Here is a 7,109-nt window from a genome sequence, read left to right as displayed (position 1 = left end):
TTTGGTGAAGCCTTAGAAGCGTTTCGCACCGCCATATCTTTTCGCTTTTTTCAATGGTTAAAAGATAATATTGAGGTATTTACTAATTATAAAGCAAGTTTGGGCTTTGTTTGGGCATAATTTTTGTTTAAGTACCGTTAGATACTTGAGTTAGTTTCTCCTGTCGAACCTCCTGTGTACCCTCATCGGTTAGTAAACGAGTATCAATAGCACAATGAAGATGTAAAGTATTCTTATTCCATGATTTACCCTTACTCTCATTGGGTTTCCAGACTAACATAGCCGAACGTAATAGGAACAAACCGCTAGAATGTTTATTCTTACTACTCTTCTTGATAGTCTGATCCTGAAGAAACTGTTGGAAATAATGTAACTGTCTGTTATCGCAATAAACCTTAAAAGTTAATTTACTTAGTCCATTAAACCGAACATTTAAACGCCCTTGATTATCAAGACTCCAGACAAGATTCTCATTAGTTTCATAGCTAACAGGATAAGGTAAAGACTTACTATCGGTGAGAAGATACTTCTGCCATAACTTAGCTTCATCATCATCTTTAGGTACATTTTGAGACGCAGTGATAAGAGTATTTAACCATTGTTGCTCACTCAAATTTCTACCTTTAGGCAATCTAGCTTCAATCTGTTTTTCTAGTCTCTCTATTTGTATCTCCGTCTTGCGGTAAAGTTTCTCAAATTTATCCCGTTGCTCAGGTTGAGTCGGTATTTTCTGATGATGCTTGACTAAATAAGTGATAGCCGTTTTTTCTAAAATATCACCACTTTCACGATGTCTTTGAAATAAATACTTATGCCTTTCATCTTTGTTTTTATGGGATAGTTGGTTGAGAATTATCTGAGCTTGAGAACGAATTTGCGTTAAGCTATATCCACTATTTTTGACTAAATCTTGGTCACTGTAAAGCATGGACAAATAATAGCGTTTGCCGTTCAGTCTCAGTTTGAGCTTATGTTGTGACGATAGCCAAGAAGCAAAGATATAATTAACTTGATTAATTGCTGAACCATAAAAATAACTTGGTAAGCCTGAGAAGGGTGGAATTTGTTTAAGAGTCGTACATAAATCTTTGACAATATCCGAAGGCATTTTTCCTTTATCCTGCCACTGAGACAAATCAGGATGCTCCCCCACTTGTCTTATCAATTCCGTCATAAGTGGGGTATATTGTTCCGCCATATATTGCCAGAGCCTTTGGCGGGTTTGTTCAGGGGCGATTAACTGGCAACAAATAGTTTTAATTGTCATAATTTTAAAATAATATATTGTTTTTATAAAAGTCAAGAGGATGGTAAACTTAATTGATAAATTATTGTCTTCAAGTTGTACAATATTAGTTATGGATAAACAGTTTTTTACAAGCAAAGAAGCGGCAACCATTGCAGGATTAACTTATCGTCAGGTCGAATACTGGCGTAAGAAGGATATTATTGTGCCAACTATTAATACAGAGGGTAGTGGTCACAATGTCTATTATTCTCTGTGTGAGTTATGGCAGTTAGCTTTAATGGGTTATCTGTTAGATATGGGATTGGACTTTCAAATTTGTTGGCAGATATTAAATGAATTTAAAGAACGTCATGAAGAATTTATGAAAGATCCTCTGGATTTTTCGCCTCTCAAATATACTCTGTGTCCAGATCCCGAAAAGGGGTTTACCCTCAAGCATCTTTCTTCCATTGAAATTACTCAGGCTTTATCAAGGGGTGAGAGTGTTCTTCTGTTATGGACGGAGAATGTTAATCAAAGACTAATTGAAGGTTTATCCCTCGTTTTAACTCCAAAAAAAAAACCTTTGTTGATAAGGAAATGAATGAAGCACAAACTAGAGCGAAATTAATTGATCCGAGTTTACATCGAAGGGGATGGACAGAAGATCATATTCGTAGAGAGGAAACGGCAGGAAGTATCGTTATTATTGACGATCGACCCCGCAAATTGGGTAAGGGTAGAGTTGAATATATCTTAAGGTTAAGATTATCAGAAACAACTCAACCCGTAGCAGTGGCAATTATCGAGGCTAAAGCTGAATATGCACCGCCAAATCAGGGTTTAGAACAGGTGAAACGTTATGGCAAGTTATCTAATGTGCCTTTTGTTTATAGTTCCAATGGTCATTTATTTGTGGAATATGACGCATTTACGGGAAAAACCAGTAAACCTAAGCCGTTGAGTCAGTTTCCTACTCCTCAAGATTTACAGGCTAGATATGAACAACACAAGGGTTTTAAGTTAGATGCAGAAATAGCGAAACCGTTATTAACTCCCTATCGTGGTGGGGAAGCGTCAAGGCGATATTATCAGGATGCGGCGATTAGAGCAGTATTTGAGAAGATTGCTTCTTGTCATGAGAGTAATGAGGCTTTAAGGGCTTTATTGAGTTTAGCCACTGGGGCGGGTAAAACCTATATTGCGACTCAAATTCTCTGTCGTATAGCAGATGCAGGGCAGTTAAGACGGGCTTTATTTATCTGCGATCGAACTGAATTAAGAGATCAAGCTAGTGGGGCGTTAAAGGGTATTTTTGGGGATGATGTGGCGGTGGTTTCGGGTAAGAATCCTCAGAAAAATGCACGGATTTTAGTGGCTACCTATCAAACCTTAGATGTGGATAGTAATGAGGATACTGGTAATTTCTTAGTCAATAATTATCCCGAAAATTACTTCAGTCATATCATTATAGATGAGTGTCATCGATCGGCGTGGGGTAAATGGTCATTAGTTTTAACTCGTAATCCCGATGCGGTGCAAATTGGTTTAACTGCTACTCCTCGCAAGTTAGACACTACCGAAGACACTCCCGAAGTGAGGGAAGATTTACAGATTACGGCGGATAATGTCCGTTATTTTGGTGAGCCTGTTTATGAGTATGATATTGGACAGGGTATCGAAGATGGTTATTTAGCGGTTTGTTCCATTGACCCTCGTAACATCAATTTAGATCATACGGGGATTACTATTGAGGAGATTTTGGCACGGAATCCAGTGGATAGTATTACAGGGCAACCCGTGACGGAGGAGGAGATTCGAGAGCGTTATGAGTGTACTAGCTATGAGCGTCGCATTGAGCTTCCCGATCGAGTTTTAGTCATGTGTCAAGACTTATTCACGGCTTTAGTACAAAAGGGTAAACCTGAGCAAAAAACTGTTATCTTCTGTGTCAGTGATAAACACGCTGATGAGGTGGCTATTACTATGAATAATATTTATGTGGATTGGTGTCGTCAAAATAACCGTCAACCGTTGCCTGATTATGCTTTTAAATGCACGGCAAAGGGTTCGGGTAATGATTATTTACCCGATTTAAAAGAGTCTTCGAGAAGCCATTTTATCGCTACTACGGTGGATTTGTTGACGACTGGGGTGGATGTGCCTCCTTTGGAAAATATCGTCTTTTTCCGTTATATGCGATCGCCCCTCACTTTTTATCAAATGATTGGTAGGGGTACAAGGTTACATCCGCCTTCGGGTAAGTTGATGTTTCGGGTTTATGACTATACCAATGCAACTCGTTTATTTGGGGAGGAGTTTTTGACGAGGTTATCTCCCCGTAAGGATGACAAGACAGGCAATAAAGTTAAGGAGAAGGGGGGTAGTTATAATGTGGAATCTCAAAAAATTATTACCGTAGAAGGTTTTGATGTACGCATTACCGCAGGGCAAAAGTCCATTTTAACGATGGTAAATGGTGAGACGATTCCTGTTAGTGTGGAGGAATACCGAGAAAGGTTAGGGAAACGGTTAATGGAGGAGGTGTCGAATATTGCCCTATTTCGGGAGATTTGGATTAAGCCTAATACTCGTAATCAGTTAATGAGTATTTTACCTGATGGGGGTCGATCGCCTCTTGTGTTAAGGTCTGTATCGGAGTTGGAAGACTATGATTTATTTGATATTTTAGGGGAATTGGGTTATGGTATTCAGTTACGCACCCGTAAACAACGGGCAGAAGCCTTTGAGTATAAGCAAGAAAAATGGTTAGAAATGATGCCAGAAGCCACAGGAGCGACTATTAAAGCGATTACGGCTCAATTTGCTCAAAATGGAACGGAGGAGCTAGAAAACCCTAAATTATTTCAGTTACCAATGGTAAAAAAAGCAGGGGGAATCGGTGCTTTAAAAGAGTTTGGCGATCCTAAACAGATATTATTAGAGACTAAAATGAGGTTATTTGCGGCATGAGTAAGGATAATAAAAAGTTACCTAGATGGTTGGCAATGGGTTAAATTAGGTGATGTTTGTGAGATTATTAATGGTTCAACCCCAAAATCGACAATAGATGAATATTGGAATGGTGATATAGTATGGATTACCCCTACTGATTTAGGACAGCTATCAACTCCAATCATCAAAGATTCTTTAAGAAAAATAACAGAGAAAGGTTACAAAAGTTGTAATACTAATATTGTACCTAAAGGATCAATAATTTTTTCTTGCAGGGCGCCAATAGGTCATATTGGAATAGCAGATGTTTCTCTGTGTACGAATCAAGGTTGTAAAAGTTTTGTGTTAAAAGAGAATATAGATCAATGGTTTCTTTATTATTATATTAAAGAATCAGTCCCTGAGTTACAGTCGTTAGGTAGTGGAGCAACTTTTAAAGAAATTTCTAAGTCTAAACTAGCTACTTTTCCAATTCCTTTACCGCCAATAGATGAACAAAAACGCATCGCATCGATATTGAATGAGCAAATGTCAGCAGTGGAAACCGCAAGGAAAGCCGCCGAAGCTCAACTAGAAGCAATAAATCAACTACCCTCAGCCTTATTGAGACTTGCTTTTAATGGAGAATTGTAACAATAGTCTGTTATATTAATAAATAGCCTTATTTCATAAAATACTTATTTACTGAAATAAGAAAAGGAAAATTAATCCTTATTTCAATTCCATGAAATAAAAAATAAACTTTATATTTGACTCAAATGCGTGCAGGTTATTATCAAGAACAACTAGAAGGCTATAAGGCTTTTATTCCCGCCGATTTACCTCCCAATCCTCCTATTGATATGGATAGTGAGTTAGTGAGTTTGTTATCTTCTGCTGATCGTTGTTTAGGTAGATTAGATGGTGCAACATCTGTATTACCCAATCCTGATTTATTTGTAGCGATGTATGTAAGACAGGAAGCCGTTTTAAGTTCTCAAATAGAAGGCACACAAAGCACCTTAGAAGATGTATTAGAGTTTGAAATAGACGAGCAAGGCAATGAACACCCTAAAGATGTTCAGGAAGTTGTTAACTATATCAGTGCGATGAATTATGGTTTACAGCGTCTTAATGAATTACCTTTATGCTTACGTCTAATTAGAGAAATTCATCAAAAATTACTTGATGGAGTTAGAGGAAGCGATCGCAGTCCAGGGGAATTTAGAAAAAGTCAAAATTGGATTGGCCATGAAGGTTGTAATCTCAAAACTGCCTCATTCATACCACCACCACTGGCACAGATGCACCAAGCCTTAGATAATTTGGAAAAATTCATACACTATAATACTAACTTACCCGTATTAATTCAATGCGGACTTATACACGCTCAATTTGAAACAATACACCCTTTTTTAGATGGTAACGGTAGAGTTGGACGACTATTAATTACATTTCTACTTTGTCAGAAAGGGATATTACAAAGACCCTTATTGTATTTGAGTTATTACTTAAAAGCCCACAGACAAGAATATTATGATGTATTAATGAACATACGGACAAATGGAGACTGGGAAGGATGGTTAAAATTCTTTTTACGAGGAGTTTATGAAGTAAGTCAAACAGCAACAAATACAGCTCAAAATATTTTGAAATTACAACAAAACCATCGTCAGTTAATTAGTCAACAATCTGGGGGTAGTAACAATAGCCTATTGCTATTAGATTTATTATTTACACAACCTATTGTCAATATTAATCTTGTACAAACTCATCTCAATTCTAGCTATAACACGGCAAAAAAAACAGTAGATCATTTCATTCAACTGGGATTACTTACAGAAATTACAGGTTATCAGCGTAATCGCCGTTATCGTTATGATCCTTATTTAGCATTATTTTAATTATGACCAAAGCAAAAGTATCAAAAGCTCGAATCTTTGAAGAAGAATACCCTTATATCAGTCGCTTTGTGTAAGAGCAAGGCAAAATAGAAATCGGCTATGGTGACGGTTATCCTCCCTTCTTTGTGGTTGCCTACGACGAAGGCGGTACAATCTTTGAAGGTAAAGAAGAATATAACTCAATGGATGAAGCCTTTGCCGACTTAGAAGCAGGAATCAAACAATTTATGGAGGAAAATGGACTATGAGCATTAAAAACGGTAATAATAACATCAAACAATTTAACAGCCAACAAAGCCTCAACAGCTATATTAAAGGTATTTGTGACATCATGAGGCGATCGAACTGTACCAGTGCCTTACAATACGTTCCCGAATTAACATGGTTGTTATTTTTGCGTATCCTTGACGACATCGAACAACAAGAAGCTGAAAGTATGGACGTAATCGGCTTAGATTTTACCTACTCCCTTGCATATGCCTACCGTTGGCAAGATTGGGCATCCCCTAACGGTACAAAAAGACTAGAGTTAACCATGAGTGGTAACTTAGGAGATTTTATGAACTTCGTTAACGGCGGTTATGACAGTGACGGTAAACCCTTCGGTTTATTACCCACCCTCAAAGCCTTAAAAGATCAACCCAACGCTACTCCTAGACAAAAGATTGTCAGTGAAGTTCTCTCCGCTACCGATAAAGTCAGAATCGATAGTGAACGTAACCTTCTTGATGTATTAGATAAAGTTCAAGAAATTCGCAACGTTGACGATACCCATATTTTCCCCATATCCCAAGTATATGAAGGATTACTGTTGAAAATGGGGGAGAAAAATAACGATGGTGGGCAATTCTTCACCCCTAGAGAAGTCATAAGGGCGATCGTCACTGCTATTGATCCCCAAATCGGAGAAACTGTCTATGATCCAGCCAGTGGTACGGGAGGCTTCCTTGCCCAAACCTACGAACATATTAGCAATCAATTAGGAGATGACATCACCGCCGAACAATTAGACACCCTCAAACATCAAACCTTTTACGGTAGAG

7 protein-coding genes are annotated in these 7,109 nt (G+C 37.9%); 6 read left to right on the top strand and 1 reads right to left on the bottom strand.

What is annotated here, in order from left to right; translation table 11 throughout:
* Positions 1–127: 127 nt before the first annotated feature.
* Positions 128–1,267, bottom strand: coding sequence for a type V CRISPR-associated protein Cas12k (cas12k, locus tag ACEW8E_RS06065; protein ID WP_373479439.1), 1,140 nt, complete (start codon positions 1,265–1,267; stop codon positions 128–130).
* A gap of 40 nt (positions 1,268–1,307) precedes the next feature.
* Between cas12k and ACEW8E_RS06060 the strand changes: the two genes are divergently transcribed.
* The 6 genes from ACEW8E_RS06060 to ACEW8E_RS06035 all read left to right on the top strand — a co-directional run.
* Positions 1,308–1,832, top strand: coding sequence for a MerR family transcriptional regulator (locus tag ACEW8E_RS06060; protein WP_373479438.1), 525 nt, complete (start codon positions 1,308–1,310; stop codon positions 1,830–1,832).
* A complete protein-coding gene (locus ACEW8E_RS06055) occupies positions 1,829–4,201 on the top strand; it encodes a DEAD/DEAH box helicase family protein (RefSeq protein ID WP_373479437.1) in 2,373 nt (790 codons plus the stop codon). The genes ACEW8E_RS06060 and ACEW8E_RS06055 overlap by 4 nt, the downstream gene beginning before the upstream one ends.
* A gap of 6 nt (positions 4,202–4,207) precedes the next feature.
* Positions 4,208–4,816, top strand: coding sequence for a restriction endonuclease subunit S (locus tag ACEW8E_RS06050; protein ID WP_373479441.1), 609 nt, complete (start codon positions 4,208–4,210; stop codon positions 4,814–4,816).
* Positions 4,817–4,941: 125 nt separating this feature from the next.
* Positions 4,942–6,066, top strand: coding sequence for a Fic family protein (locus ACEW8E_RS06045; RefSeq protein ID WP_373479440.1), 1,125 nt, complete (start codon positions 4,942–4,944; stop codon positions 6,064–6,066).
* A 125-nt stretch (positions 6,067–6,191) separates the two neighbouring features.
* On the top strand, positions 6,192–6,314 hold the full coding sequence (locus ACEW8E_RS06040) for a hypothetical protein (protein WP_373479436.1): 123 nt from the start codon (positions 6,192–6,194) through the stop codon (positions 6,312–6,314).
* Positions 6,311–7,109, top strand: a 799-nt coding sequence (locus ACEW8E_RS06035) for an N-6 DNA methylase (RefSeq protein ID WP_373479435.1), incomplete at its 3' end; no start/stop codon positions are given. The genes ACEW8E_RS06040 and ACEW8E_RS06035, both read left to right, overlap by 4 nt.

The organism is Geminocystis sp., from assembly GCF_041753295.1.
Lineage (GTDB): Bacteria > Cyanobacteriota > Cyanobacteriia > Cyanobacteriales > Cyanobacteriaceae > Geminocystis.
The sequence above is the reverse complement of the archived record's forward strand: the minus strand, read 5'-3'. Positions and strand labels throughout refer to the sequence as shown.

Bases quoted from the DNA above. Each gene is read 5' to 3' on its own strand.
- cas12k (WP_373479439.1), bottom strand. From the start codon at position 1,267: ATGACAATTAAAACTATTTGTTGCCAGTTAATCGCCCCTGAACAAACC.
- ACEW8E_RS06060 (WP_373479438.1), top strand. From the start codon at position 1,308: ATGGTAAACTTAATTGATAAATTATTGTCTTCAAGTTGTACAATATTA.
- ACEW8E_RS06055 (WP_373479437.1), top strand. From the start codon at position 1,829: ATGAATGAAGCACAAACTAGAGCGAAATTAATTGATCCGAGTTTACAT.
- ACEW8E_RS06045 (WP_373479440.1), top strand. From the start codon at position 4,942: ATGCGTGCAGGTTATTATCAAGAACAACTAGAAGGCTATAAGGCTTTT.